The organism is Cellulosimicrobium sp. KWT-B (assembly GCF_002127155.1).
Classification (GTDB): domain Bacteria; phylum Actinomycetota; class Actinomycetes; order Actinomycetales; family Cellulomonadaceae; genus Cellulosimicrobium; species Cellulosimicrobium funkei.
On sequence record NZ_NEDO01000001.1, the window covers coordinates 391628 to 416465 of the forward strand.

The following is a 24838-nucleotide window of genomic DNA, read 5'->3' on the forward strand; positions in this document are numbered from 1 at the left end:
TTTTTCCGCGCCCCTCAGCCGCCCGAGGACAGCCCCGCGCGCACCGCCGCCCGGACGTCGTCCGCCAGGACCAGGCCGTCGCGACGGCGGTCCGCACGCCCGATACGCACCTCGACGACCTGGACGCCGTGGCTCGGCGCCGCGAGCACGTGCCGCAGCGAGGGGACGTCCTGGACGAGCTGGTGGTCCACCCCGTACCCGGCGCACAGCGGCGCGAGGTGCGCGCCGTGCGGCGTCGCGAAGACGCGCTCGAACGTGCGGCGCGCGCCCTCGGACGACTCCCCCAGCGCCCCGGGCTCGAGCCCCGCGAAGATCGCGCCGCCGTCGTCGTTCACGACGACGAGCTGGAGGTCCGCGTGCGGCTCGTCCGGTCCGCGCAGCAGCCCGCCGACGTCGTGGAGGAAGGTGAGGTCGCCGAGCAGAGCGCGGGTGCGCCGGTGGCCACGACCCGTCGCGAGGGCCGCGCCGAGCGCCGTCGACACGGTGCCGTCGATGCCCGCGAGCCCGCGGTTGGCGAGCACGCGCGGGCCGGGCCCGTCGAGGCCGAGCACGAGGCCCAGGTCGCGCACCGGGCTCGACGAGCCGACCACGAGCAGGTCGTCCGGGCCGCCCGCCGCGGCGAGCGCGCGCGCGACGCTCGGCCCGTCGGTCCGGGCCCCGTCGGTCGCCGCCGCGACGACGGCCGCCGCCGCGGCCGACGCCGCCTGCCAGCGCTCGGCCCAGCCCGTGGCGGGCGCGGGCTCGAGCCACCCTGCGGGCACCACGGGGAGCACGGTCGAGGCGTTGCGCGCGGCGTCGGGCCAGGGTCGCGAGCCCGGAGCCACGACGGTCACCGCGACGTCCCCGCGCCCGAGCAGCCGCTGCACCGGGCGCGAGAGCGTCGGCCGCCCCAGCACGACGACGTGCTCCACGTCGTCCGCGAGCGCGTCGACCCCGAGCACGAGCGGGTGCGCGACGACGAGACGCGGACCGCCCGCCGCCCCGGACGACGGCTCGGCGAGCAACGGCCAGCCGCGCGCCTCGGCGAGGTCGCGCGCGACGGGACCCGCGCCGTCGCCCGCGACGACGACCGTCCGCTCGCCGGGCACCGGCAGCGCGACGGGGGCGACCGGCGTGCCGAGCGGCTCCGTGACGTCGCCCGGCGCGACGGCGGTCGGCACAACCGCGGAGGCGGCCGGCACGACGACGACCGGGCGGACACCGGGGAGGTCCGGGTCGGGTGCGGCGGGCGCGGTGGGCCCGGCGAGCGCGGCGTCGGGAGGGGTGCCGGGCAGGCCGACAGGCACGAGCGGCTCGCGGTACGCGAGGTCGAGGTGCACCGGGCCGGGGTGCCCCGAACGTGCGCCCACGGCCTCGGCGAGCGCGCGCGCCGCGACGGCGAGGAGGTCGCGGACCTCGCCCGGGCGGCCGTCGGGCGCCGGGACGTCCGCGGCGAACCGCGTCGCGGGGCCGAAGATCCCGGCCTGGTGGGTCGTCTGGTTCGCGCCCGTGCCGCGCAGCTCGTGCGGCCGGTCGGCGGTGAGCAGCACGAGCGGGACGCCCGTGTGGTGCGCCTCGAGCACCGCGGGGTGCAGGTTCGCGACAGCCGTCCCCGACGTCGTGACGACCGCGACGGGCCGGGGCAGCGCGACGCCGCCGCGCACGAGCGGCCCCGCCCCGCGCGAGAGCCCGACGGCGAGGAACCCGGCCGCGCGCTCGTCGACGCGCACGTGCAGCGTGAGGTGGCCGAGGTCGGCCGCCGCCGCGAGCGCGTACGCGAGCGGGGCGCTGCGCGACCCGGGGGCGAGCACGACGTCCGCGACGCCCTCGAGCGCGAGGCGGTGCACGAGCGCGAACGCGCTGCGCACCGCGGGCGGCTGGGCGTCCAGGCCGTCGAGCAGCGGGTCGGGGGCGGCGCTCATCGCACGCTCCCGGCGGCCACGAGGCCGGCGACGCGGTCGAGCCGCGCGCGCCACCGCCGGTCGGTGCCCGGGTCGGGCGCGGTCGCGGCGAGCGCCTCCGCGCTCGGCGCGGGACGCGTCACGGGCAGGGCCCCGTCGACGGGCACGAGCGGCGCGGCCACGACGTCGGCGGCGAACAGGTTCACGGTCGCGAGGCCGCACGCGTACGGCAGCGCGGGGAGCACGGCGGCGAGCGCGACGCCCGCGGCGATGCCGACCGACGACTCGAGCGCCGACGACACGACGACGGGCAGCCGCACCTGCTCGGCGAGGTCGAGGCACGCGCGCACGCCGCCGAGCGGCTGCACCTTGAGCACCACGACGTCGGCCGCGTCGGCGCGCACGACGGCGAGCGGGTCCTCGGCGCGCCGGATCGACTCGTCCGCGGCGACGGGGACGGCGGTGTCGCCGCGCTGGCCGCGCCGCACGGCCGCGAGACCGGCCACGTCGGGGCACGGCTGCTCGACGTACTCGAGGCCGCCCGCCGCGCGGTCGAGGTGCGGGAGGCGGCGCAGCGCCTCGTCGGGGTCCCAGGCGCCGTTCGCGTCGACGCGCACCCGACCGCCCGGGCCGAGCGCGTCGCGCACGGCCTCGAGGCGCGCGACCTCGGCGTCGAGGGGCTCGAGCGTCCCGTCGGGCCCGCGCTGCGCGACCTTGACCTTGGCGGTGCGGCACCCGCCGGACGCGGCGACGAGCTCCCGGGCGCGGTCCGGCCCGACCGCCGGGACGGTGACGTTCACGGGGACCCGGTCGCGGACGGGGGCGGGCCAGCCGTCGTCGGCCGCCTCGCGCGCGGCACGCAGCCAGGACGCGGACTCGGCGTCGTCGTAGTCCCAGAAGGGCGAGAACTCGCCCCAGCCGGCGTCTCCGCGCAGGAGGACGCCGTCGCGTGCGTCGAGCCCGCGGAACCGGGTGGTGAGTCGGGTGCGGTAGACGACGGCGCGGGAGTCGGGCACGCGCCCAGGCTATGCCACGCGTCGTCGTCGGCCCGCGGCACCGACGCGGGCACGGCCGCGGCGCGCGGCCCTCACGCGTTGACGAGCACCACGACGACGAGCGCGACGATCACGGCGTTGAACGCGAACGCGACGACGGCGTGGGTCGTGACCATCCGGCGCGTGACGGAGTCGAGCACCGTGACGTCGGCGGTCGAGAAGGTCGTGCTCACACCCGCGGCGAGGTACACGTAGTCGGCGTAGGCGCGCGGTCCCTCGCCGGGGAACGCGAACCCGAGGCCGTCGCCGGCCGCGACGTCGCGGCGCGCGTAGTGCACGGTGTGGGACACGAGCACCGCGACCCACGACACGACGATGACCGCGACGCCGAGCACGGTCAGCGCGGGGGCCGCGGCCCACGCGACGCCCTGCGCGAGCGCGAACCCGACGAGCAGCGCCATGACCGCGAACTGGACGGACCACGCCGTCGACCCGCCGCCGAGGAGCAGCGTGCGGACGCGGCCGCGCCCGTCGGGGTGCGCGCGCAGGAGGGCCCGCTCGAGCTCGGGGCCGCGGCGCCCGGCGAACGCGACGCACGTCAGCGTGCAGGAGAGACCGGCGAGCACGACCCACACGAGGAGGCCCGCCGCCACGGGGACGGTCCGGTCGTCGAGGCCGAGCGGGCCCTCCGCGAGGAGCACGACGACCGGGCCGGTCACGAGCGCGACGACGGTCGAGACGAGGGTCCGGGTGGTCTCGGGGACGAGGCGGTCGCGCAGGGCGGGTCGGGCGGTGGACGGGCGTCGGGTCATGGGCCGCGAGGCTACCCGGCGGCGGCGCCCGACCTCAGCGCGGTCCGGGTGCCACGAGCTCGCCGACGAGGCGGACCGCGAGCGCCCGCACGTCGCGGCCCTCGCTCAGCGCGCTCACGGCGGCGCCGTCGACGACCGCGACGAGGAGCGACGCCGCGACGTGGCCGAGGCCCCGCACGGCGAGGAGCTGCGCGACGGCGTCGTCGAGCCCTTGCCGGCCCTTCCCGTAGGCCCGGGCGAGCGCCGGGTAGCGGCCCGCGCCGACGAGGTGCTCGTAGAAGCCCCGCAGCTCGCTCTCCCCGCCGGGCGGCAGGACGGCGTCGACGAGGACGCGCGCGTCCTCCCGGGCCCGGTCCCCGCCGCGTGCCGCGCGCTCCGCGGCGCCGTGCGCGTGCTCCGCCCAGCCGGTGACGATGAGCTCGCCGGCCGCGCCCATGAGGTCGTCGAGGCCGGTGAAGTAGTAGGTGGTGGCCGCGAGGGGGACGTCGGCGCGCGTCGCGACGGCGCGGTGGGTCACCGCCGCGGGGCCGTCCTGGAGGATGAGGTCCGCGGCGGCGCGGACGATCGCGTCCCGGCGCGCGACACCGCGCGCCTGGCGCCGCGGTGCGGGTCGTCGGTCGGCGGTCTCGGTCGGCGTCGTCCCCACCCGCACACCGTAGGGCACCGGCCGCGCGCTCGTCAGGCGGGCAGGCGTCCCGCGCCCGCCGCCCGCAGCGCGTCGACGACGCGCGCGACGTCGGGCTCGCGCACGCGCGCCGTGCCGACGACCACGCCGTGCTCGGTCGGCTCGACGCGCTCGACGCCCGTCCCGCTCAGCGGCTCGACGGGGACGCCGGCCGCGCGCAGCCCGTCGACCGCCGCGTCCTCGGCCGCCGGGCCGGGGAGCGGGACGACGAGGTGGAGACCCGCCGCGACGCCCCCGACCGTGACGCCGGGCAGGGCCTCGCCGAGCGCGGCGAGCAGCGCGCGGCGCCGCCGCTGGTAGACGACCCGGGCCCGGCGCAGGTGCCGCTGGTACGCGCCCGAGCCGAGGAGCGCCGCGAGCGCCGCCTGCTCGGGGACGGACGTGCCGAGGTCGGCGTGGCGCTTCGCCTCGACGAGCGGCCCGACGACGCGCGGCGGCGCGACGACCCAGCCGAGCCGCAGCGCGGGCGACAGGAGCTTGGAGACGGACCCGAGGAGCACGACCCGCTCGGGGTCCAGGGGCTGCACCGACGCGACGGGCCGGCGGTCGTAGCGCAGCTCGGCGTCGTAGTCGTCCTCGAGCACGAGGCGATCCCCCGCGGCGGCCCACGCGAGCAGCGCACGACGGCGCGCCGGGGCGAGCACGACGCCGAGCGGGAACTGGTGCGCGGGCGTCACGAGCGCGGCGCGCGCGTCCTCGGGAAGCAGGTCGGTCCGCAGCCCGTCGGCGTCGACGGGCACGCCTGCGGGCCGGGTCCCCGCGTCACGCAGGAGCTCGAGCGCGCCCCGCGACGACGGGTCCTCGACGGCGACCGTGACGGGCCCTGCCCCTGTCCCTGTCCCTGTCCCTGTCCCTGGCCGTGACCCCGGCCCGGGCGCCACCCGGCCCGCGGCGAGCAGCCGTGCGAGCAGCGCGAGCGCCTGGGCGACGCCGCTCACCACGACGACGTCGTCCGCGGTCACGTGCGCGCCGCGGCTGCGGCGCAGGTGCTCCGCGAGCGCCTCGCGCAGCGCGGGCAGCCCCTGGGGGTCCGGGTACCCGAGGTCGGCGTCCGCGAGCCCGCGGACGCCGTCGCGGACCGCGCGCGCCCACGCCGCCCGGGGGAACAGCGCCGGGTCCGGGGTCCCGACGCTCACGGGCCGGGGGCCCGCCGTGCCGTAACGGGTGCTCCCGGTCCCCGGGCCCCGCGCGGGCGGTGCCCCTCGGAGGGACGGCACCGCGGGGAGCGCCGCGACGACGACGCCCGACCGCGGCCGGGACACGAGCAGCCCTTCGCCCACGAGCACGTCGACCGCCGTCGTCACCGTGCCGCGCGAGAGCCCGAGCGCGACGGCCGCGTCCCGGCCCGACGGCAGGACCGTGCCCGCCGCGACCCGCCCCTCGACGACCGCCGCGCGCAGGCCGTCCTGCAACCAGCGGCCGACGTCGCGCGCGGGGCGCGGTCCGAGCACGAGCAGCAGGGCCTCGGGCGCGAGCCGGGTCGTCATCTGGCACAGTGAACCAGGCGCGACCTGGCCCTGCACCCTGGTCCACGACGCTCCTACCGTCGAGGCATGACACCCGCACCCGAGCGTCCCGGCAGCCTGCGGACCGGCGACCTGCGCTGCGCCGCGGGCATGGCGATCGTCGGCTCGTCGTTCGTCGCGTCCGCGGCCCTCGCCGGGTTCCCGGTGCTGGGCGGCCAGGCCGCGCGCTACGCCGTCGCCGCGCTCGTCCTGCTCGCCGTCCTCGCCGTGCGCCGGGTCCCCTGGGTGCTCCCCTCGCCGCGCGCGCTCGGGCGCCTGACCGCGCTCGCGGCCACGGGGCTCGTCGGCTTCAGCGTCCTCGTCGTCGAGAGCGCGGGCCGCGCCGACCCGTCGCTCGTCGGGGCCGTCGTGGGCGCCTCGCCCGTCGTCCTCGCGGCCGCGGGGGCACTACGGGCCCGACGGCTCGCGGTCCGCACCCTCGCGGCCGCCGTCGTGGTGACCGCCGGGGTCGTGGTCGTGGAGGGCGGCGGCGCGGGCGACCCCGTCGGCGTCGCGCTCGCGCTCGGCGCGCTCGCGTGCGAGGTGTGCTTCTCGCTCCTCGCCGTCCCCCTCCTGCCGACGCTCGGCGCGCTGCGCGTGTCCGCCTACGCGTGCGTCCTCGCGGTGCCGCAGCTCGCCGTGCTCGGGCTCGTGCGGCAGCAGGTGTCGGGGAGCCCGTTCCTCGCGGTGCCCGACGGCGCCGAGCTCGCCGCGCTCGCGTACCTCGCCGTCGTCGTCACGGCCGTCGCGTTCCTCCTCTGGTACTCCGGCCTCGCGACGATCGGGCCCGCGCGCGCCGGGCTGTTCGCGGGCCTGCTGCCCGTGGCGGCGCTCGTCGCGTCGGTCGTGCTCGGGTTCGAGGAGCCGACCGCGCGGTCGGTCGTCGGGACGCTCGTCGTCGGGACGGGGCTCGTGCTCGGGCTCGCCCCGGCGCGCGCACGCCGCCCGCTCGCGCACCGGCTACCGTGGCGGGCGTGAGCAGCACCGACCCCACCCCCGCCGTGCCCGACGACGCGAGCCGCGCCACCGCCGGCCGGGAGCACGCCCTCCCCCGCCAGGTCTCCGAGACGTTCGACCCCCGCGCCTGGCGCGAGGTCGACGGCTTCGAGGCGCTCACCGACCTCACCTACCACCGCGGCGTCGAGCGCGACGCCGACGGCGCCGTCGTGCGGGACCTGCCCGTGGTCCGCGTCGCGTTCGACCGGCCCGAGGTGCGCAACGCGTTCCGGCCCCACACCGTGGACGAGCTGTACCGCGTCCTCGACCACGCGCGCATGACGTCCGACGTCGGGACCGTGCTCCTCACCGGCAACGGGCCCTCGCCCAAGGACGGCGGGTGGGCGTTCTGCTCGGGCGGCGACCAGCGCATCCGCGGGCGCTCCGGGTACCAGTACACGACCGCGCCCGACGGCGGCGGGGACGTGCACACGCGCGACGCCGTCGACCCGGGCCGCGCGGGGCGCCTGCACATCCTCGAGGTGCAGCGGCTCATCCGGACGATGCCGAAGGTCGTGGTCGCGGTCGTCAACGGCTGGGCCGCGGGCGGCGGGCACTCGCTGCACGTCGTCGCGGACCTGTCGATCGCGAGCCGCGAGCACGCGCGGTTCAAGCAGACCGACGCGAACGTCGGCTCGTTCGACGGGGGCTACGGCTCGGCGTACCTCGCGCGGCAGGTGGGCCAGAAGCGCGCGCGGGAGATCTTCTTCCTCGCGCGGGAGTACTCCGCGCAGGACGCGTACGAGTGGGGCGCGGTCAACGAGGTCGCGGACCACGCGGACCTGGAGGCGCTCGCGATCGAGTACGCGCGGGTGATCGCGACGAAGTCGCCGCAGGCGATCCGGATGCTGAAGTTCGCGTTCAACCTCGCGGACGACGGGCTCATGGGGCAGCAGGTCTTCGCGGGCGAGGCGACGCGGCTGGCGTACATGACGGACGAGGCCGTCGAGGGGCGCGACGCGTTCCTCGAGCGGCGCGACCCGGACTGGGGACGCTTCGGCTACTCGTTCTGACGGCCGCTGCTCAGGAGCCGCCGACGAGGCTCGTCAGCATCTCGAGGAGGCCGCGGCCGACGAACGCCGCCGCGACGGCGAGGCCGAACAGGAGCCCGACCGAGACGACGACCGGGACGGCCGAGCGGGCGGCGCCCGGCTCGTCGTCGCGCGACGTGCGCGGCGCGTACGACGGCGGGAGCGAGGTCGGGGCCGGGCGCTGCGGGGTGCCCTCCGACGGGGTGCGGGGCTGGGACGGGTGGACGGGGTGCGGGACGACGGTTGCCATGACTCCACGGTGCCGCCCGGGACCCCTGCCGCGCGTCGGCCCCGCGGCTCGACCTGCGCGGCGGACGGTCCCCCTCGGGGCGGAGCGGTCGTACGCCGTGGGGAGGACGCCGTCCGCCCGACGGCGGAGGGTCAGCCCACCGTCCAGCTCCCGGACCCCGTCGGCACGAGCTCGATCCACGACGCGCCCGGCTCGAGCTCGACGGGTGCGCCGTCGGCGCCGCTGAGCACGAGCGGGGCCTCGACGCCCTCCTTGGACCACGTCACCGCGACCTGCTTGCCGCCGCTCGCGACGACGCCCTCGCCCGTCCCGACGAGCTGCGTCTCGGGGACCGGCACCCCCGCCGGGTCCTTGAACGGCGTGTCCACCATCGTCGCGGCGAGCAGCACGACGTTCGTCGCCGACAGCCGCACCTCGTCCGCGGAGACGGCCGGGCGGTCGCCCTCGCTGCGCACGTAGCGGCCCTCGCCGCCGTCCCACTCCCACACCGCGCGGCTCGCGTGCGTGAGGCGCACGTCGAGCCGGGTCGCCGCGTCGCCCGCGACCGTCGCGGTCGCCGTCCCGGGCTCGCGGGCGAACACGAACTGCGCGGGCGGCGGGGACGTGCGGTCGTCGTCGGCCTGGGCCCAGAACGCCTCCGGGCTGCCGTACACGTTGTGCGGGGCGCGCCGCGCGCGCGTGGTCGTGAAGCCGTCGTCGCCCTCGTCCATGACGACCGACTGGACGCCCGCGGCACCCACCGCGTCGATGAACGGCTGCTGCCCGCCGGTGTACGCGAGGACGCCGTGCAGCGGCGCGACGATCGCCGGGTCCATGGGACGCACCGAGCGGACGGGACCCACGCTCTCGGGCACCTGCGAGTGGTAGACGGCGACGAAGCGCGTGATGCCGCCCTCGACGACCTCCTCCCACACGACGTCCGCCTGCTCGAGCCCGGTCTGCGGGCGCGCCTGGGGCGCGTTCTCGATCTTCACCGCGAGCGCCGGCCGGTCCGCGACGTCGTCGGCCGCGACGCCCGTGAGCGGCCACACGAGGGGGACGTCGGGCGTCGGAGGCACCCCCTTGGTCCCGGACGCGTCCGGCTCGACCGTCGTGGTGCTCGGCGCCGTCGGCTCGCCCGCGCACCCGGCGAGCGCGACCACCACCGCCGCCACGACCGCGGCGAGCGCGCTGCCCCGGACTCCTCGTCCCGTCCTCGTCACCCTCGACCTCCCGACGGCCCGGGGCCTCTGCCCGTGCCGGCACCACGACGGACCTGTGTCCTCGGCCACGGTACGACCCGACCTAGGCTGATCCGGTGAACCGCGCCGTCGTCCCCGCCGATCTGGACGCCCTCGTCGCGGCGGTCGGGGCCGCGCTCGACGGCGACGGCCCGCCCGTCGCGCCCGTCCCGCTGCTCCCCCGGCCCCCGGGCTCCGGGCCGGCGCCGACGGGCGTGCCCGCGGGCACCGCTCTCGTGCTGCGCACGTCGGGCTCGACGGGCACGCCCCGGGAGGTGCTGCTCGGCGCCGACGCCCTGCGCGCGTCGGGCGCCGCGACGCACGAGCGGCTGGGCGGCCCGGGGCACTGGCTCCTCACGCTGCCCCCGACGCACGTCGCGGGGGTGCAGGTCGTCGCACGGGCCCACGCCGCGGGGCGGGGCCTCACGGTCGCGCCCGCGGGCGAGCCCTTCACCCCGGGCGGGTTCGCGGCGCTCGTCGCGCGCGCCCCGCGCGGCGAGCGGCGGTACGTCTCGCTCGTCCCGACCCAGCTCCACCGCCTCGTCGAGGCGGCCGACGCCGGGTCCGCCGACGGCGCCGCGGGACTCGACGCGCTCCGCTCGCTCGACGCCGTGCTCCTCGGCGGCGCCGCGACGCCGCCCGCGCTGCTGCGCCGCGCGCGGTCCGCGGGGGCGCGCGTCGTCACCACGTACGGCATGACGGAGACGTGCGGCGGCTGCGTGTACGACGGCGTCCCCCTCCCGGGCGCGCGCGTCCGGCTGGTCCCGGCGGGCGACACCGAGGGCGAGGGTGCGGGCGTCGTCGAGCTCTCCGGCCCGTTCCTCGCGGACGGCTACCTGGACGAGCCGGCCACGACCGCGGCCGCGTTCCGCACCGACGACGACGGCACGCGCTGGTTCCGCACGAGCGACCTCGGGCGGCTCGACGGCCCCGCGGACGCGCCGGTGCTCACCGTCCTCGGCCGCGCGGACGACGTGATCGTCACCGGCGGCGTGAACGTGGCCCCGGCCGCGGTCGAGGCCGTGGTCGGCGAGGTCGCGGGCGTCGGGGAGGCGTGCGTCGTGGGGGTGCCGCACCCCGAGTGGGGACAGGAGGTCGTCGCGGTCGTCACGCTGGTGGGCGCGCAGCGCGACGACGGTGCCGCTACGGGCACGTCGGGCACCGTGAGCACGGCGGGCACGGCGGGCACGGCGGGCACGGCGGGCACGGCGGGCACGGCGGGCGCCGGGGGCGCGACGAGCGCACCGCCCGAGCTCGTCGCCGCCGTGCGGGACCGCGTCGCGGATAGGCTGGAGCGGGCGGCCGCACCCCGCCGCGTGCTCGTCGTCCCGGACCTCCCCCGGCGCGGGCCCGGCAAGGTGGACCGCGCCGCGGTGGCCCGGATCGCCGTCGGGCACGGGCGCACCCCGCCCGGCTGAGCCGGCCGGACCACTCCCGGCACGACCGAGCCGCACGACCCGAGACTCACGACCGAGACGCACGACCGAGACGGAGCACCATGGCCAGCACCACCCAGTGGGTCGCGGGCGCACGCCCGCGCACCCTCCCTGCCGCCGCGACGCCCGTCATCGTGGGCTCCGGCGCCGCGGCCCAGGTGGACGGGTTCGCGTTCTGGCCCGCGCTGCTCGCCCTCGGGGTCGCGCTCGCGCTCCAGGTCGGCGTGAACTACGCCAACGACTACTCGGACGGCGTGCGCGGCACCGACCTCGACCGCGTCGGCCCGCTGCGACTCACCGCGTCCGGGCTCGCGCGGCCCGCGCAGGTGCGCGCCGCGGCGTTCGCCGCGTTCGGCGTCGCGGGCCTGCTGGGCCTCGTCCTGTGCGCGGTCACGGGCCACTGGTGGCTCCTGGCGGTCGGCGCCGTCGCGATCCTCGCCGCCTGGTACTACACGGGCGGGCGCAACCCCTACGGCTACCGCGGCCTCGGCGAGGTCGGGGTGTTCGTGTTCTTCGGCCTCGTCGCGACGCTCGGCACCACGTACACGCAGGCCGGGGTCGTCACGTGGCCGTCCGCGGTCGGCGCGGTCGCCGTCGGGCTGCTCGCGTGCGCGATCCTCATGGTCAACAACATCCGCGACATCCCGACCGACGTCGTCGCGGGCAAGCGCACGCTCGCGGTGCGGCTCGGCGACTTCCGGGCGCGCCGCGCCTACGTCGCGATGATCTGGGTGCCGCTCCTGCTGGCGGTGGTGTGCGCGTTCGCGTCGCCGTGGGCTCTCGGCACGCTCGTGCTCCTGCTGCCCGCCGCGCTCCTCACCGTCCCGGTGGTCGCGGGCGCGCGCGGTCCGCTGCTCGTCCCGGTGCTCGCGGGCACCGGCCTGTTCGAGCTCGGCTACGGCGTCCTGCTGGGGGTCGGGCTGGCGCTCTGAGCGCGGACCCGCTCGGGGCCGGCGGGCTCGGGGCGGGCGGGCTCTGGGCGGGCGGGCTCGGCCGGACCGGCTCCGGCGTCCCAGGTCAGCGCGCCGGGGAGGCTCCCGGGCGGCCGGTCGCGTCGGCCTCGGCCTCTGCCTCGGCCTCAAGGCGGGACGTCCCATCCGCCGCGGCGGGGTCCGCGGACCCGGCGGCAGCCGCGGCGTCGTCGACGGCCGCGTCCTCGGCCGCCGCGTCGTCCTCGATCTCCCGGGAGAACCGCTCGCCCGTGCGGGCGCGGTGCTCGGCCCGGGCGGCGAGGTAGCGCGAGGCCGCCTCGCGGGGCTTGCTCAGCGTCAGGTACGACAGCATGAGCGCGACGGCGGCCGCGACGAGCACGAGCAGCCAGCCGCGCAGGCCGGCGAACCAGAGGGCGCCGAGCGCCACCGCGAAGAGGAGCAGACGCAGGACGGAGTAGACGACGACAGGCACGACTCCAGGGTACGGCCCGTAGGCTGGAGCCATGCTCCGCGTCCTGCTCCCGCTGCTCGCCGTCGGTCTCGCCGTCTACGCGCTCGTCGACCTCGCCTCGAGCGACGAGGACGAACGCGGCGGCATCCCCAAGGGGCTGTGGGTCGTGCTCATCATCCTCCTGCCGTTCCTCGGCCCCATCGCGTGGATCCTCGTCAAGCGCTCGGCGTCGCGGTCCGGGGCGCGCTCCCGCCCCGCCGGCCGCCCCGGCCCCGGCTCGGCCCCCGGGGGCGCGCGGCGTCGGCGCAACGCGCCCGTCGCGCCCGACGACGACCCCGAGTTCCTCTGGCGGCTCGAGCAGCAGCAGCGCCGCCAGGCACGCGACGACTCCCCGGCGCCCGCCGACGACGCTCCGGCCACGGGCGCGACCCCCGGGGACGACCGCACCGACGACGGCGACGCGCGCCGCCCCGGCGCGAGCAACCCCTCGGAGGACGGCGACGACGCGACGCGCTGAGGCGCCTGGCGCGACCCGGGGCTCCCGCGACGACGATGCTCGCACCGCCGAGTCCGCGACACCACGCCGCTCGCACCGCCCAGCCCGCAGCACCACGAGGCTCGCGCCACCCAGCCCGCAGCATGACGAAGGGGGCCGCCGTCCGGATCGGACGGCGGCCCCCTTCGTCGTGCCGCGCCGCGTCGTGGTGCTGCGCGACGGTCGGTCAGTCGCCCGGGTTGAGGCCCGAGTACGAGTGCTTGCCGTTGAACAGCAGGTTGACGCCGGTGAAGTTGAAGAGCACGCACGCGTAGCCGACGATCACGAAGTACGCCGCGCGGCGGCCGGACCACCCGCGGGTCGTGCGCGCGTGCAGGTAGGCGGCGTACACGATCCAGACGACGAAGCTCCAGACCTCCTTGGGGTCCCAGCCCCAGTAGCGGCCCCACGCGTGCTCGGCCCAGATCGCCCCGCCGATGATCGTGAACGTCCACAGCACGAACGCGACCGCGTTGAGCCGGAAGCTCAGCGCCTCGAGCTGCAGCGCGCCCGGCGTGGAGTCGAGCCAGCGCCACCCGCGGGCCCCGAGGAACGCGTTGCCCGAGTCGCGCGAGTCGCGCAGGAGCTGGAGCACCGAGGTGACGAACGCGACGGTGAAGATGCCCGTCGCGATGATCGCGACCCCGACGTGGATGACGAGCCAGTAGGACTGGAGCGCCGGCTGCACGCCCGTCGCGACGACGAAGAACGCGTTCTGGGCGAGCACGAGGAACAGGACCGACAGCCCCGTGACGAACGAGCCCAGGAAGCGCACGTCGCGCTTGAGGGAGACGGCGAGGAACGCCGCGAGCGCGACGAACGTGCCCACGAGCGTGAACTCGTACATGTTGGCCCAGGGGGTGCGCCCGGCCGCGACGCCGCGCGTGACGATCGCGACGAGCAGCAGCGCGGTACCGAGCCACGTCAGCGAGACGCCGATGTTCGCGGCCTTGCGCGACGGCGGCGCGTCGTCCGCCGGGTCCGCGTCGGCGGCGTCCGTCGTGCCGGGCCCGTACGGGGAGGCCGACGAGGCGCCCGCGGCGGCGAGCACCTCGGCGCGGTCCGCGGAGCGCTCGCGCGCGCCGGCCCGGGCGTCGGCCCGTTCGAGGTCCGCGCGGCCCGCGAGGCGCGCGAGGTCGATCGCGAACGCGACGAGCGCGACGGTCAGCGCGGTCGCTGCGGCCCAGACGAGGTCCTGGCTCAGCTCGGCGAGGGTCATCGGTCAGCCTTTCGTGCGCGGTCGCGCGCGGTCGGGTCCTGTGCGGGACGCCCGGTGGGGCGGGTGCCGTCCGCCGGGGCACGCCCCGGCGACGAGGTGAGGTCGCCCTCGTCCGATGGTGCCACGCCCGGGACCGCGGCGAGAAGCGAGTCGACCTCGCCCTGCAGCCCGGCGTCGTCGCCCCGGGCGAGCCCTGCGACGGCGACGACGGTCCGCTCGCGCGGGGCGTCGTCGCCCGTGCCGGGCACCTCCTCGCGCCACGCCCGCACCCAGACGCGGCGGCGGGGCGTGAAGAGCGAGACGGCGAGGCCCAGGAGGGCGCCGAGCGAGAAGACGAGCACCCACGTCAGCGACGGGTCGTGCCGCAGGTCGAGGGCCACGTAGCGCGGCAGGGAGTCGAACGTGATGGTGCCGAGGCCGTCCGGGAGGTCGACGGTCTCGCCGGGCGCGACGAGGATCTTCACGCGCTCGCCGTCCTCGTCGACCGACGGCGTGAGGTCGTCGGTGTCGAGGCGGTAGACGTTCTGGGGCAGGCCCTCGTCGAGGCCCAGGTCGCCCCGGTACACCTCGAGCACGAGGAGCGGGTTGATGGGCTGCGGGTAGATCGAGGCCGCCGTCTCGCCGTCCTCGCTGATCTCGGCCGTCGGCAGGAAGTACCCGACGAGGCCGATCTGGTCGAGGCCGTCCGACACGTCGGGCACCTTGATGACGCCGCGCGACGTGTACATCGTGTCCTCCGGGAGGAACGGCACGCGGCCCGAGAACGCGGTCTCGCCGTCGGCGTCGCGCACCGTGACCTCGGGCGCGAACCCGTTGCCCTGGAGGTAGATCTTCGCGCCGCCCGCGGTGAGCGGGTGGTTGACCTTGATGGTCTCCTCGTGGCGGGCGCCGTCGGGGTCGCGCACCGTGACGAACGCCGTGAAGTCGCGCGACTGGGCGAACGCGGCCGCGTCGGCCGCGAACTCCGACTCGAACGCGTCGAGCGTCATGGAGAACGGGACGAGCGACGACGGGCGGAACCAGGCGCCGTTCTCGAACGTGTCGTAGTCGACGACCGCGTTCGCGAACCCGCGGCCCTCGGTGACGATGGCCTGGCCGCGGTAGTGCAGGAGCTGGCCGGTCGCGACCGCGACGAGCAGCCCGACGAGGGACAGGTGGAACAGCAGGTTCCCGGTCTCGCGCAGGTACCCGCGCTCCGCGGAGACCGTCCGCGCGGCGGGCCGGGCGGCGGCGCGTCCGCGGGCGGGCGTCGCGTCCTCGGCGCCGGTGTCGACGCGGAAGGTCGGGAGCCAGGACAGGCGTCCGCGCAGGTGCGTGCTCGCCGCCTCGACGACCTCGTCGGGCCTCGCGTCCGTGACGACGCGGCCCTGTGCGGGGAACCGGTCGAAGCGGCGGGGCGTACGCGGCGGGCGGGAGCGCAGCGCCTGCAGGTGCGCCTTGGTGCGCGGCAGGATGCACCCGACAAGCGAGACGAACAGCAGGATGTAGATCGCCGAGAACCACACCGACGCGTAGACGTCGAAGAAGCCGAGACGGTCGAGCCACTCCCCCGTCGTGGGGTTCTCCTGGAGGTAGCGCAGCACCGCCGCCGGGTCCTGCGGGCGCTGCGGCAGGACCGACCCGGGCACCGCGGCGACCGCGAGCAGCATGAGGAGCATGAGCGCGACGCGCATGCTCGTGAGCTGGCGCCAGGTCCAGCGCAGCGCACCGCGCCACCCGAGCGACGGGAGCGCCGGGCCGCCGTCGCCTCCCGCGCCGCCCCTCCCGCCCGACGGCGTCCGCTCCCCCGGGCCGTCGCCCGCGGAGAACGCGTCGTCGATGCCCTCGGGGCGGTACCCCGTCCGCACGGTCGTGCCGGCCTTCTCGGCCTTCTCGACCTGCTCGGTCTTCTCGGTGTTCCCGGGCTCCCCGGTCCGCCGGCTCATCTCACACCACCGTCACGTATCCGCCGATCCAGCCCTGCAGCGACGTCGTCCACGTCGTCCACAGGCCCGTGACCAGCGCCAGACCGATGAGCACCAGCAGCCCGCCGCCGATCCGCATGATCGCGAGACGGTGCCGGCGCAGGAACCCGAGCATGCGCTGCGAGCTCTGCAGCCCCAGCGCGATGAGGAGGAAGGGCACGCCCAGCCCGAGGCAGTACGCGACGCCGAGGATCGCGCCGCGCCCCGCCGACGCCTCGCTGAGCGACAGCGCCTGGACGGCGACGAGCGTCGGGCCGAGGCACGGGGTCCAGCCGAGCCCGAACACGATGCCGAGCAGCGGCGCCCCCCACAGCCCGGCCTGCGGGCTCACGTGCAGGCGCCGCTCGCGCTGGAGGAAGGGCAGCGCGCCGAGGAACGCGAAGCCCATGAGGATGACGACCACGCCGAGCACGCGCGTGATGACGTCCTCCCAGCGGACCAGGTGCACGCCGATCGCGCCCGCCGCGAACATGAGCGCCACGAACACGAGCGTGAACCCGGCGACGAACAGCCCGACGCCCGCGAGCACGCGGCCTCGGCTCGGTGCCGCGACCCGGGTGGCCGTCGTCGTGCCCCCGGACGCCTTGCCCCCGTCGCCGGTGGTGGCCGCGGCCATGCCCGAGACGTAGCCGACGTACCCCGGCACCAGCGGCAGCACGCACGGGGACGCGAACGAGACGAGGCCCGCGATGACCGCGACGGGCACCGCGAGCAGCATCGAGCCGCTCCACACGGTCGTCGCGAAGGTGTCGCCGATGCTCGACGCGGCCGCCGCGGGGACCGCGGCGGCGAGGGGCGTGAGGACGGGCACGGTCAGCTCTCGGCGAGGACGTCGTCGACCAGGGCGGTGAGCGTCGAGCCCTCGACGAGCCCGATGACGCGCGCCGCGACGCGGCCCTCGCGGTCGAGCACGACGGTGGACGGCACGGCCTGGAGCGGGACGGTGCCCGAGAGCGCCGCGACGACCTCGCCGGAACGGTCGTCGATCGACGGGTAGGGGACGTCGAACCGGCGCTGGAACGCCTGGGCGGCGCCCGCCTCGTCGGTCGTGTTGATCCCCAGCACCTGCACGCCGTCGTCGGCGAGCGCCACGAGGTCGGGCGCCTCGGCCCGGCACGGCGCGCACGCCGCGTACCAGGTGTTGAGCACGACGACGTCCCCGAGCCACGCGCTCGTGTCGACCTGCTCGCCCTCGTAGTCCGTGCCCGTGAGCGCGACGACGTCGCCGCGCTCGTCGGCGTCCCACGTGCGGACCGACCCGTCACCCGAGACGAAGCCCTGCCCCACGACGTCGGTCGAGGCACCGGAGTCCTGCGCGCACGCCGCGAGACCGAGGGTCGCGGCGAGCACGACGGCGCCCGTCAGCGCGCGGCGCACGGGTCGCCGACGCGACGGCAGGGCAGCGGCCCGCGCCTCGACGGAGAGGGGGCGCGCGGCACGCGCGCGCGAGTCGGCGGTCACGACGGCATCACGGGACGCACCCTGCCCGCGCTTCCTGAACGGGACCTGAGAGACGTGACCTCCGCCACGCCGGAACCGTGCAGTTCGGGCGCGACGGCCGTGGCGACAGCGCTGGACATGACCGACGTCACGCCCCGGAGACGCTCGCCGCGCCCGGGAGGAGGTCCGCGACCGGCTCGGTGTAGTGCAGGCCGACCAGGCGGTCGTCCTCGAAGTGCAGCGACGTGAGCGACGCGAGCGAGCACTCGCGCTTGCGCGGGTCGTGCCAGAGCCGGCGGTTCTCGAAGCTCAGGCGCGTGAGCCACACCGGGAGCTGGTGGCTGACGAGCAGCGCCTCGTGCCCGGCCGCCTTGTCCCGCGCCTCGGCGACGGCGGCCCGCATGCGCGCGACCTGCTCCACGTACGGCTCGCCCCACGAGGGGCGGAACGGGTTCCACAGGTAGGGCCAGTGCTGCGGGTGCCGCAGCGAGCCGTCCCCGACGCCGAAGGTCTTGCCCTCGAAGTGGTTCGCGGCCTCGATGAGCCGCTCGTCCGTGCCCAGCTCGAGCCCGAACGCCTCGGCGGCGGGCGTCGCGGTCTCCTGCGCGCGCTGCAGCGGCGAGGCCACGACGACCGTGAGGTCGGCGCGGGGGCGCGACGTGCCGTCGGGCCCGGGCTCGCCCGCGAGGTGCGCGGCGACGCGGCGGGCCATCTCGTGGCCGCGCTCGGAGAGGTGGTAGCCGGGGATCCGGCCGTAGAGGACGCCGTCGGGGTTGTGGACCTCGCCGTGGCGCAGGAGGTGGACGATGGTGGAGACCATGCCCACCAGTGTCCCGCACTCGGGGCGAGCGCACGCCACCGCGGGCCGGCGCGACGGGCCACGACGGGTGGTCAGGCGTCGCGGTCGGCCTTGCACGCCTCCGCGACGGCCGCCATCGCCTCGCCCAGCGCCCGGAACTGCTCCGGCGTGAGGACGTCGACCAGGTACCGGCGCACGGCCGCGACGTGGGCGGGCGCCGACGCGACGAGCACGCGGTAGCCCTCGCTCGTCATCGCGCAGTTCACGCCGCGGCGGTCGCCCGAGCTCGCGGAGCGCCGGACCAGGCCGCGCGCCTCCATGCGCGCGACGGTGTGCGTCACGCGGCTGCGCGAGCGGGCGAGCCCGTCCGCGAGCGCCGACATGCGCAGGGTGTGGTCGGGGCTCTCGGAGAGGCGCACGAGCAGCTCGTACTCGTTGAGCGACACCTCGGACCGTTCCTCGTGGTCCCGGCCGAGCGCCTCGATGAAGCGCACGGTCCCGTCGAGGTACGCGCGCCACAGGCGCTGCTGCTCCGCGTCCAGCCAGCGCGGCTCGGCGGCGGGGGCTGCGGGGGTGCGGACGGTGCTCGCCGTCGGGGTGTCGACGTCGTTGCGGGTCATGGGTCCTCGGCGGTGCGGGAGGGGCTGGGGCGTGGGGGCGTCGGAACATTGTTCCACCCCACGGGAATAGACGGACCGAGGGGTGCTGTTGATACGCTCGTTCCGAAGTTGAACGTTCAACCACTTGGTCCGCCAGGACCCCGACCACCCGCAGGAGCACCCATGGCCTCGTCGCTGCCCGCCGGCCTCACCGCCGGTACCTACGCCCTCGACGCGTCGCACTCGCAGGCGTCGTTCACCGTCCGCCACGCCGGGATCTCGAAGGTCCGCGGCACCCTCGCGATCACCGACGGCACGATCACCGTCGGCGACGACCTCGAGTCGACGTCCGTGACCGCCCAGCTCGACGCCGCGTCCGTGAGCACGGGCGACGAGAACCGCGACAACCACCTGCGCAGCGCCGACTTCTGGGACGCGGAGAACAAGCCGACGTGGACGTTCACGTCGACGCGCATCACAGGCGACGGCGACGACTACGTCGTGGCCGGCGACCTGACGATCAACGGCGTCACCAAGCCGGTCGAGCTCGAGACGGAGTTCGCGGGCACCGCGACCGACCCGTTCGGCAACCCGCGCGCCGGCTTCGAGGCGACCACCGAGATCTCGCGCAAGGAGTTCGGCCTCACCTGGAACGCCGCGCTCGAGACCGGCGGCGTGCTCGTCGGCGACAAGATCAAGATCGCGCTCGACGTCTCGGCCATCAAGCAGGCCTGACCGTCGCCCCGGGCACGTCCCGGGCGAGACCGGCACCCTCCGGCAGGGGTGCCGCCCCGAGGGGCCGCGTGCACCGGCACGCGGCCCTTCGTCGTCCCCGGGTCCGGGCGCCGGGGCCGCTCAGCGCTCCTGCGACGCCGCGAGGGCGCGGGCCTGCGAGTGGAACGCGAGGATCTGCAGCTCGCTGCCGACGTCGACGCCGCGCACGTCGACGTCCGCCGGGACCTGGAGAGCGCGCGGCGCGAAGTTGAGGATCTCGCGCACCCCCGCCGCGACCACGCGGTCCGCGACCGCCTGCGCGTGCGCCGCGGGCGTCGCGAGGACGACGATCGACACCTTCTCGCGCTCCACGACCTCCTCGAGCGCGTCGACGTGCTCGACGACGAGGCCCGCCGCCCGCGTCCCGACGACGTCCGGCGACGCGTCGAGGAGCGCCGCCACGTGGAAGCCGCGCTGCTCGTAGCCCGAGTAGTTCGCGAGCGCGTGCCCCAGGTTGCCGATCCCGACGATCGCGATGCGGTGCTCGTCGACGAGGCCCAGGGCCTCGGTGATGTACTGCGCCAGCGAGTCGACGTCGTAGCCCACGCCGCGCGTGCCGAACGAGCCGAGGAACGACAGGTCCTTGCGCAGCTGCGCCGGGCCCACGCCGGACAGCTCCGCGAGCTCGACCGACGACGTCGTCCCGACGCCCCGCGCCACGAGGTCCCGCAGCGCGCGCAGGTAGGACGGGAGCCGCGCCACCGTCGCGCTCGGGATCCCCGGCGCCGTCACCTCACCGACTACCTGCTCAGCCACCGTCACTCCGTCGTCCAGGGACCGTCCTCGTCGACGGTCACGCTCCACGGGAGGAATCATCCCAGGTCCGCGCGCGGCGCCGAAATCCGGGCCACCGCACGCGCCAGCCGGCGCGCGTCCACGCGCCAGAAACCCTGCTGCACCCCGCCGACCGTGACGACCGGCACGTACTCGCCGTACTGCTCGCGCAGGGCCGGGTCCGTGCCCGGCGCGTCCAGGTCGACCTCCGCCCACGCGACGCCCGCCTCCGCGCACACGGCCTCGACGACCGTCCGCGCGTCGTCGCACAGGTGACAGCCCGCGCGACCGAACAGCAGGACGGGGGCCGGGGCGTCGGAGGTGCTCACGCCTCCCAGGGTACGAGGCCCCGGCAGCCCGACCGCCTAGAGTGGAGGCATGGCGACGTCTCCCGGCCCGGGCCCCGACCCGACCTCCCGGCCGACGCTCCCCGAGGAGGCGCCCGCGCGCGCCCCCGGTCCGCCGCACCGCACCGCCGCGTTCTTCGACGTCGACAACACGATCATCCGCGGCGCCTCGTCGTTCCACCTCGCGCGCGCCCTGTACCAGCGCGAGTTCTTCTCGACGCTCGACATCGTGCGCTTCGCCGTGCACCAGGCCCGGTACCTCGTGTTCGGCGAGAACAAGCAGCAGATCGACCGCATCCGGTCGCGCGCGCTCGCGCTCATCGCCGGGCGCTCCGTCGCCGAGGTCACCGCGATCGGCGAGGAGGTCTACGACACCGTCCTGTCGCTGCGCATCTATCCCGGCACGCGCCGCCTGCTCGACGAGCACCTGGCGGCCGGGCACCAGGTGTGGCTCGTCTCCGCGACCCCCGTCGAGATCGGCGAGCTCATCGCGCGCCGGCTCGGGACGACGGGCGCGCTCGGCACCGTCGCCGAGCACGAGGACGGCTTCTACACGGGACGGCTCGTCGGCGACATGATGCACGGCCGCGCGAAGGCCGCCGGGGTGCGGGCGCTCGCCGAGCGCGAGGACATCGACCTCGAGGCGTCGTACGCGTACGGCGACTCGCTCAACGACGTGACGATGATGGAGGCCGTGGGGCACCCGTGCCCCATCAACCCCGACGCCCGGCTGCGCCGCCACGCGCAGGACGTCGGCTGGCCCATCCGCGAGTTCCGCGGGCGGCGGCGCCGCGTCGCCCGCAGCAGCGTCCGCACCGCGAGCTGGGCCGGCGCCGCCTGGGCCGCGGCGCTCGTCCTGCGCTCGGTGCGCCGCGCCGTCGACCGGCGCATCGCCCGCCTCTGACCCCGCCCGAGCCGCGCCCGGAGACGCGTCGAGCCCGGTCCCTCGGGAGGGGCCGGGCTCGACGACGGGTCGGCGCGTCAGGACGCGCGCGACGTCACTTCTTGTTGCGACGCTGGTGACGCGTCTTGCGAAGCAGCTTGCGGTGCTTCTTCTTGGCCATGCGCTTGCGGCGCTTCTTGATGACGGAGCCCATACGGTCCTCGCAATGCTCGAGCGGCGTGTCGGTCGGCGACCGGTCGACCGGCCGCGGGTGGTCCACGGTTGATCGGGGCCCCGGCGACCACGAGGGCGCCGCAAGCCGACCAACACGAGAGAAATCCGCCCCCTAGCCTACCCGCTCGCGCCCGTGCCCCGGTACGCGACCGGTCGCGGGGCGTCTCAGTCGAAGTGCGCGTCGAGGCCCAGCAGCGGGAAGACGGCCCGGCGCGTGGCCGCGACGGCGCGGTCGACGTCGTCGTCCGGGTCGTACCCGCTGCTCCACCGCCGGACCTCGACCTCGGGCCCGAACGCGAGCGGCGCGTCGAACCCGGCGACCTCCGCGACGCGCTCGCGCCACTCCGCGGGCAGGGGCACGCCCGCGGTGACGGGCCGGTGCACGACCTCCCCCACGACGGCCGACCACACGAGCGGCACGACGCGCGCGATCGCGTACCCGCCCCCGCCGAGCGCGAGCCACCGCCCGTCGGTCAGCTCGTGCGCGAGCCCGTGCATCCAGGTGGTGGCCGTGCGCTGCGCGTCGACGGACACGTCGAGGTCGGACAACGGGTCCTCGCCGTGCGCGTCGCACCCGTGCTGGGTGACGAGCACCTCGGGGCGGAACGCGCGCAGCACGGGCGGCACGACGGCGTCGACCGCGCGCAGCCAGCGGGCGCCGTCGGTGCGGCGCGGGAGCGCGACGTTGACCGCCGTGCCCTCGGCGCCGGGGCCCCCGAGGTCGGTCGGGTGGCCCGTCCCGGGGAAGAGCGTCGCGCCGCTCTGGTGGACGGAGACGGTGAGGACGCGCGGGTCGTCCCAGAACGCCTCCTCGACGCCGTCGCCGTGGTGGGCGTCGAGGTCGACGTACGCGACGCGCTCGACGCCGTCGTCGAGCAGGCGCCGGATCGCGACGGCCGCGTCGTTGTAGACGCAGAAGCCCGACGCCGCGCCCGCCTTCGCGTGGTGCATGCCGCCCGCGACGTTCACCGCGTGCCGGGTGCGGCCCGCCGCGATCTCGCCCGCCGCCTCGTACGAGCCCGCGACGATCCGCGCGGCGGCCTCGTGCATCCCGCGGAAGACCGGGTCGTCCTCGGTGCCGAGGCCGCGGGCCGGGTCGGGCGTGCCGTGCTCGGACGCCGCGCGCACCGCCGCGACGTAGGCGGGCTCGTGCACGAGCTCGAGCACGTCGTCGGGCGCGGGCTCGGGCCGCACGACCCGCAAGCCCGCGTCGTCGTCGAGCAGGCCGAGGGCGCGCACGAGCCCCATCGTCAGGTCGAGCCGGGCCGGCGCCATCGGGTGGCCGGGACCGAAGTCGTAGCCGAGGAGCTCGGGGCTCCACACGACACAGGCTCCGGGCGTCGCAGCCGCCCCGGTCGGGGCGGGCGACGACGTCGGGTCGGTCGTGGGCATGGCTCACGGTAACGCCCGACGGCGCGCCCCCGCCCCACCGACCGCGCGCCGGACCGCGCGGGGCCGCCGGTCCGGGCCACCGCGAGCCCCCGGTGCGGCGTCCGGGCCCGCGAGCGGGCATGATGTCCCGGCGCCGGAGCGGCGACATGACGGGCCACCGGGCCCGTGGCAGAGTGGCGCGAGTGGTGAGGGAGGCTCCATGCCGACGAGCATGACCGGGCGCCTGTTCCGGGGGCGGGAGATCGTCGACCGCCTCGCCCGGCAGTCCCCCGCCCGCCTCGCCGTCACCGTGTTCGCCGCCGTCATCGCCGTCTTCACCGCCCTGCTCATGGCGCCCTGGGCGACGGCGAGCGGCCGGTCCGCGCCGTTCGTCGACGCGTTCTTCACCGCCACGTCGGCCGTGTGCGTCACCGGTCTCGTCGTGGTCCCCACGGGGACCTACTGGTCGGGGTACGGGCAGGTCGTCATCCTGCTCGGCATCAAGATCGGCGGCCTCGGCGTCATGACGCTCGCGTCGATCCTCGGCATGGCCGTGTCCCGGCGCATCGGCCTCACGCAGAAGCTCCTCACCGCGTCGGAGACGAAGACGACGCGCCTCGGCGAGGTCGGCTCGCTCGTGCGGGTCGTCATCATCACCTCGACGTCGCTCGAGCTCCTCATCGCGCTGCTCCTGCTGCCACGGTTCATCGTGCTGGAGGAGACGTTCGGCGAGGCCGCGTGGCACGGCATCTTCTACGGCATCTCCGCCTTCAACAACGCGGGGTTCATCCCGACGGAGCACGGCCTCGCCCCGTACGTCGGCGACTGGATGCTGTGCCTGCCGATCATCCTCGGCGTGTTCATCGGCTCCCTCGGCTTCCCCGTCATCCTCAACGTCATGCGCAACCGCCGCCGCGCCTCCAAGTGGAGCCTGCACACCAAGCTCACGCTCACGACGAGCGCGGCGCTCGTCGTGGTGGGCACGGTGCTCTTCGCGGCCGTCGAGTGGGGGAACCAGCGGACCCTCGGGCCGCTCGACCTCGGCGAGAAGCTCCTCGCGTCGCTCTTCGCGGGCGTCATGCCACGCTCCGGCGGCTTCTCGACCGTGGACACCGGCGGCATGCACGAGGCGAGCTGGCTCATCACCGACGCGCTGATGTTCGTCGGTGGCGGCTCCGCGTCGACCGCGGGCGGCATCAAGGTCACGACGCTCGCCGTCATGCTCATCGCCATCGTGTCCGAGGCGCGCGGCGACCGGGACATGGAGGCGTTCGGGCGGCGCATCCCGCGCGACACCCTCCGGCTCGCGGTCGCGGTGTCGTTCGTCGGCGCGACGGCGGTGCTCCTGTCGAGCCTGCTCCTGCTGGAGATCACCGGCGAGACGCTCGACGTCATCCTCTTCGAGACCATCTCGGCGTTCGCGACCGTCGGCCTGTCGACCGGCATCACGCCCGACCTGCCCGACGCCGGGAAGTACGTCCTCATCGCGCTCATGTTCGTCGGGCGCACGGGCACCATGACGTTCGCCGCCGCGCTCGCGCTGCGCGACCGCCGCCGCATCGTGCGCTACCCCGAGGAGCGCCCCATCATCGGGTGAGCAGCCCCGCCCGGCGCGACCGCCGTCGGGCCGGACGCGACCGCCGCACGAGACCTCACCGACACGCCAGACACCGCACCACCGGACCGACGAAAGGCCCCACCGTGAC

General features: G+C 76.6%; 26 protein-coding genes. 8 read left to right on the forward strand and 18 right to left on the reverse strand.

What is annotated here, in order from left to right; translation table 11 throughout:
* Window positions 1-14: 14 nt before the first annotated feature.
* The 5 genes from menD to B9L22_RS01755 all read right to left on the reverse strand — a co-directional run bounded on the left by menD (window position 15) and on the right by B9L22_RS01755 (window position 5859).
* Complete coding sequence (gene menD, locus B9L22_RS01735) at window positions 15-1901, reverse strand: 2-succinyl-5-enolpyruvyl-6-hydroxy-3-cyclohexene-1-carboxylic-acid synthase (protein WP_086148997.1); 1887 nt, start codon at window positions 1899-1901, stop codon at window positions 15-17.
* Window positions 1898-2896, reverse strand: coding sequence for an o-succinylbenzoate synthase (locus tag B9L22_RS01740; protein WP_086148998.1), 999 nt, complete (start codon window positions 2894-2896; stop codon window positions 1898-1900). Before B9L22_RS01740 ends, menD begins: the two co-directional genes overlap by 4 nt.
* A 71-nt stretch (window positions 2897-2967) precedes the next feature.
* Window positions 2968-3687, reverse strand: a complete 720-nt coding sequence (locus tag B9L22_RS01745; protein WP_051028631.1) for a DUF1345 domain-containing protein — start codon at window positions 3685-3687, stop codon at window positions 2968-2970.
* A gap of 34 nt (window positions 3688-3721) precedes the next feature.
* On the reverse strand, window positions 3722-4333 hold the full coding sequence (locus B9L22_RS01750) for a TetR/AcrR family transcriptional regulator (protein ID WP_051028633.1): 612 nt from the start codon (window positions 4331-4333) through the stop codon (window positions 3722-3724).
* A gap of 32 nt (window positions 4334-4365) precedes the next feature.
* Complete coding sequence (locus B9L22_RS01755) at window positions 4366-5859, reverse strand: PLP-dependent aminotransferase family protein (protein ID WP_086148999.1); 1494 nt, start codon at window positions 5857-5859, stop codon at window positions 4366-4368.
* A gap of 66 nt (window positions 5860-5925) precedes the next feature.
* Between B9L22_RS01755 and B9L22_RS01760 the strand changes: the two genes are divergently transcribed.
* Together B9L22_RS01760 and B9L22_RS01765 are read left to right on the forward strand one after the other, a co-directional pair.
* Window positions 5926-6855 (forward strand): DMT family transporter, encoded by a 930-nt coding sequence (locus B9L22_RS01760; RefSeq protein WP_086149000.1) that lies wholly within the window; start codon window positions 5926-5928, stop codon window positions 6853-6855.
* A gap of 23 nt (window positions 6856-6878) precedes the next feature.
* Complete coding sequence (locus tag B9L22_RS01765) at window positions 6879-7886, forward strand: 1,4-dihydroxy-2-naphthoyl-CoA synthase (protein WP_086149608.1); 1008 nt, start codon at window positions 6879-6881, stop codon at window positions 7884-7886.
* A gap of 10 nt (window positions 7887-7896) precedes the next feature.
* On the opposite strand, the gene B9L22_RS01770 is transcribed toward B9L22_RS01765, so the two are convergent.
* Complete coding sequence (locus tag B9L22_RS01770; protein ID WP_034655574.1) at window positions 7897-8154, reverse strand: hypothetical protein; 258 nt, start codon at window positions 8152-8154, stop codon at window positions 7897-7899.
* A 131-nt stretch (window positions 8155-8285) separates the two neighbouring features.
* Window positions 8286-9356 (reverse strand): DUF3048 domain-containing protein, encoded by a 1071-nt coding sequence (locus B9L22_RS01775; RefSeq protein ID WP_143317007.1) that lies wholly within the window; start codon window positions 9354-9356, stop codon window positions 8286-8288.
* Between the two features lie 95 nt (window positions 9357-9451).
* Here B9L22_RS01775 and B9L22_RS01780 point away from each other — a divergent pair, with 95 nt between their 5' ends.
* The gene (locus tag B9L22_RS01780) at window positions 9452-10792 is read left to right on the forward strand and encodes an AMP-binding protein (RefSeq protein ID WP_086149002.1); all 1341 of its coding nucleotides are present in this window, start codon (window positions 9452-9454) and stop codon (window positions 10790-10792) included.
* Between the two features lie 80 nt (window positions 10793-10872).
* Window positions 10873-11742, forward strand: coding sequence for a 1,4-dihydroxy-2-naphthoate polyprenyltransferase (locus B9L22_RS01785; RefSeq protein ID WP_086149003.1), 870 nt, complete (start codon window positions 10873-10875; stop codon window positions 11740-11742).
* An 85-nt stretch (window positions 11743-11827) separates the two neighbouring features.
* Here B9L22_RS01785 and B9L22_RS01790 read toward each other — a convergent pair whose 3' ends face one another.
* The gene (locus B9L22_RS01790; protein WP_086149004.1) at window positions 11828-12214 is read right to left on the reverse strand and encodes a DUF4229 domain-containing protein; all 387 of its coding nucleotides are present in this window, start codon (window positions 12212-12214) and stop codon (window positions 11828-11830) included.
* A 31-nt stretch (window positions 12215-12245) separates the two neighbouring features.
* Here B9L22_RS01790 and B9L22_RS01795 point away from each other — a divergent pair, with 31 nt between their 5' ends.
* Window positions 12246-12710, forward strand: coding sequence for a PLD nuclease N-terminal domain-containing protein (locus B9L22_RS01795; RefSeq protein WP_086149005.1), 465 nt, complete (start codon window positions 12246-12248; stop codon window positions 12708-12710).
* 205 nt (window positions 12711-12915) lie between these two features.
* Here the strand turns inward: B9L22_RS01795 and ccsB are convergent, their stop codons facing one another.
* The 6 genes from ccsB to B9L22_RS01825 form a co-directional block, all read right to left on the reverse strand.
* Window positions 12916-13947 carry a c-type cytochrome biogenesis protein CcsB gene (ccsB, locus tag B9L22_RS01800; protein ID WP_086149006.1) on the reverse strand — a complete coding sequence of 344 codons (1032 nt, stop codon included), beginning with the start codon at window positions 13945-13947 and terminating at the stop codon, window positions 12916-12918.
* Window positions 13944-15872, reverse strand: coding sequence for a cytochrome c biogenesis protein ResB (locus B9L22_RS01805; RefSeq protein WP_086149007.1), 1929 nt, complete (start codon window positions 15870-15872; stop codon window positions 13944-13946). The genes ccsB and B9L22_RS01805 overlap by 4 nt, the downstream gene beginning before the upstream one ends.
* Before the next feature lies 1 nt (window position 15873).
* Window positions 15874-16668 (reverse strand): cytochrome c biogenesis CcdA family protein, encoded by a 795-nt coding sequence (locus B9L22_RS01810; protein ID WP_061269149.1) that lies wholly within the window; start codon window positions 16666-16668, stop codon window positions 15874-15876.
* Window positions 16669-16724: 56 nt separating this feature from the next.
* Window positions 16725-17288 carry a TlpA disulfide reductase family protein gene (locus B9L22_RS01815; protein ID WP_086149609.1) on the reverse strand — a complete coding sequence of 188 codons (564 nt, stop codon included), beginning with the start codon at window positions 17286-17288 and terminating at the stop codon, window positions 16725-16727.
* A 211-nt stretch (window positions 17289-17499) separates the two neighbouring features.
* A complete protein-coding gene (locus B9L22_RS01820; protein ID WP_086149008.1) occupies window positions 17500-18171 on the reverse strand; it encodes a histidine phosphatase family protein in 672 nt (223 codons plus the stop codon).
* Between the two features lie 71 nt (window positions 18172-18242).
* Window positions 18243-18770 (reverse strand): MarR family winged helix-turn-helix transcriptional regulator, encoded by a 528-nt coding sequence (locus tag B9L22_RS01825; protein WP_082774794.1) that lies wholly within the window; start codon window positions 18768-18770, stop codon window positions 18243-18245.
* A 162-nt stretch (window positions 18771-18932) separates the two neighbouring features.
* Here B9L22_RS01825 and B9L22_RS01830 point away from each other — a divergent pair, with 162 nt between their 5' ends.
* A complete protein-coding gene (locus B9L22_RS01830) occupies window positions 18933-19484 on the forward strand; it encodes a YceI family protein (protein WP_009862579.1) in 552 nt (183 codons plus the stop codon).
* Between the two features lie 120 nt (window positions 19485-19604).
* Here the strand turns inward: B9L22_RS01830 and B9L22_RS01835 are convergent, their stop codons facing one another.
* Window positions 19605-20279: a redox-sensing transcriptional repressor Rex gene (locus B9L22_RS01835; RefSeq protein ID WP_021482510.1), complete on the reverse strand. Its 675-nt coding sequence runs from the start codon at window positions 20277-20279 to the stop codon at window positions 19605-19607.
* Between the two features lie 56 nt (window positions 20280-20335).
* Entirely contained in the window at window positions 20336-20626 is a 291-nt protein-coding gene (locus B9L22_RS01840; RefSeq protein ID WP_232322615.1) for a glutaredoxin family protein, read from the reverse strand.
* A gap of 49 nt (window positions 20627-20675) precedes the next feature.
* On the opposite strand from B9L22_RS01840, the gene B9L22_RS01845 reads away from it, so the two are divergent.
* Window positions 20676-21548, forward strand: a complete 873-nt coding sequence (locus tag B9L22_RS01845; RefSeq protein WP_076403236.1) for an HAD family phosphatase — start codon at window positions 20676-20678, stop codon at window positions 21546-21548.
* Window positions 21549-21642: 94 nt separating this feature from the next.
* Here the strand turns inward: B9L22_RS01845 and B9L22_RS01850 are convergent, their stop codons facing one another.
* Window positions 21643-21741 carry a 30S ribosomal protein bS22 gene (locus tag B9L22_RS01850; RefSeq protein WP_003792170.1) on the reverse strand — a complete coding sequence of 33 codons (99 nt, stop codon included), beginning with the start codon at window positions 21739-21741 and terminating at the stop codon, window positions 21643-21645.
* A 185-nt stretch (window positions 21742-21926) separates the two neighbouring features.
* Window positions 21927-23153 (reverse strand): acetoin utilization protein AcuC, encoded by a 1227-nt coding sequence (locus tag B9L22_RS01855; protein ID WP_086149009.1) that lies wholly within the window; start codon window positions 23151-23153, stop codon window positions 21927-21929.
* A gap of 199 nt (window positions 23154-23352) precedes the next feature.
* On the opposite strand from B9L22_RS01855, the gene B9L22_RS01860 reads away from it, so the two are divergent.
* Window positions 23353-24729 (forward strand): TrkH family potassium uptake protein, encoded by a 1377-nt coding sequence (locus tag B9L22_RS01860; RefSeq protein WP_086149010.1) that lies wholly within the window; start codon window positions 23353-23355, stop codon window positions 24727-24729.
* Window positions 24730-24838 lie beyond the last annotated feature (109 nt).

Coding starts and splice junctions, on each gene's coding strand:
- menD (WP_086148997.1), bottom strand. CDS start 1,901: ATGAGCGCCGCCCCCGACCCGCTGCTCGACGGCCTGGACGCCCAGCCG.
- B9L22_RS01745 (WP_051028631.1), bottom strand. CDS start 3,687: ATGACCCGACGCCCGTCCACCGCCCGACCCGCCCTGCGCGACCGCCTC.
- B9L22_RS01755 (WP_086148999.1), bottom strand. CDS start 5,859: ATGACGACCCGGCTCGCGCCCGAGGCCCTGCTGCTCGTGCTCGGACCG.
- B9L22_RS01760 (WP_086149000.1), top strand. CDS start 5,926: ATGACACCCGCACCCGAGCGTCCCGGCAGCCTGCGGACCGGCGACCTG.
- B9L22_RS01770 (WP_034655574.1), bottom strand. CDS start 8,154: ATGGCAACCGTCGTCCCGCACCCCGTCCACCCGTCCCAGCCCCGCACC.
- B9L22_RS01785 (WP_086149003.1), top strand. CDS start 10,873: ATGGCCAGCACCACCCAGTGGGTCGCGGGCGCACGCCCGCGCACCCTC.
- B9L22_RS01795 (WP_086149005.1), top strand. CDS start 12,246: ATGCTCCGCGTCCTGCTCCCGCTGCTCGCCGTCGGTCTCGCCGTCTAC.
- ccsB (WP_086149006.1), bottom strand. CDS start 13,947: ATGACCCTCGCCGAGCTGAGCCAGGACCTCGTCTGGGCCGCAGCGACC.
- B9L22_RS01805 (WP_086149007.1), bottom strand. CDS start 15,872: ATGAGCCGGCGGACCGGGGAGCCCGGGAACACCGAGAAGACCGAGCAG.
- B9L22_RS01820 (WP_086149008.1), bottom strand. CDS start 18,171: ATGGTCTCCACCATCGTCCACCTCCTGCGCCACGGCGAGGTCCACAAC.
- B9L22_RS01825 (WP_082774794.1), bottom strand. CDS start 18,770: ATGACCCGCAACGACGTCGACACCCCGACGGCGAGCACCGTCCGCACC.
- B9L22_RS01830 (WP_009862579.1), top strand. CDS start 18,933: ATGGCCTCGTCGCTGCCCGCCGGCCTCACCGCCGGTACCTACGCCCTC.
- B9L22_RS01845 (WP_076403236.1), top strand. CDS start 20,676: ATGGCGACGTCTCCCGGCCCGGGCCCCGACCCGACCTCCCGGCCGACG.
- B9L22_RS01850 (WP_003792170.1), bottom strand. CDS start 21,741: ATGGGCTCCGTCATCAAGAAGCGCCGCAAGCGCATGGCCAAGAAGAAG.
- B9L22_RS01855 (WP_086149009.1), bottom strand. CDS start 23,153: ATGCCCACGACCGACCCGACGTCGTCGCCCGCCCCGACCGGGGCGGCT.
- B9L22_RS01860 (WP_086149010.1), top strand. CDS start 23,353: ATGCCGACGAGCATGACCGGGCGCCTGTTCCGGGGGCGGGAGATCGTC.